This is a genomic window from Bartonella sp. MR168JLCBS (assembly GCF_042194175.1).
In genome coordinates, this window is record NZ_JBHIMP010000352.1 from 1 (window position 1) to 733 (window position 733).

The following is a 733-nucleotide window of genomic DNA, read 5'->3' on the forward strand; positions in this document are numbered from 1 at the left end:
TTTGATCTGCAAGGGCACACGATAAATGCTTATTTTTCAGCAAGCCTTTTACATGAAGATCTTCGAGACAAAATGTACCAAAACGCTGAATTAAATCTGTTGTAACCTTATGCAAATGATCTGTTCTGATATTACTTATCCGTGCATGAAGCTTAGCGAGTTTTTGTTTCTCCTTATAACGATTGCTCGAGCCTTTTTGCTTACGGCTTAGCCTTCGTGATAAGTGCCGTAAACGATTTAGCAAAGCCTTATAAGGTTTAACGCCTCCTATGGTTTCTCCTGTCGAAAGCGTTGCAAGTGCATTGATGCCCAAATCAAGACCAACAATAGCTTGGTTCTCGCTCAGTGACTCTTGATTATCTGTTTCAACGCTAAGACTTACAAACCACCGATCCGCTTTACGGCTAATGGTTGCTGACAAGCTCTTTCCTTGAAATCGCAACTGTTCTCGCAGACGAACCCAACCAAGCTTGGGAATTCTTATCTTGAAACCTTGCAACTGTATTTGATCATTGGTCAAAGTAAAACGATCGTGCACTCCTTTCTTTCTAAAAGTGGGATATCGGCTTCTCCCTGAAAAGAAATTCTTAAAAGCCACACCCAATTGAATAATTGCCATTTGTGGAGCATTTTTAGTAACTTCCATCATCCATGGAAATTGTTCTCGTTTTAGAGAATTGAATTGTCTACGTAGCGCATAGTCATTAGGCTTTTGTAAATTATTATCTTTCTT

Annotated in this window: 1 protein-coding gene; it reads right to left on the reverse strand. The window is 39.4% G+C overall.

Annotated features, from left to right (window positions below):
- Positions 1-733, reverse strand: a 733-nt coding sequence (locus tag ACFIK8_RS11350; protein ID WP_375669487.1) for an RNA-guided endonuclease InsQ/TnpB family protein, incomplete at both ends; no start/stop codon positions are given.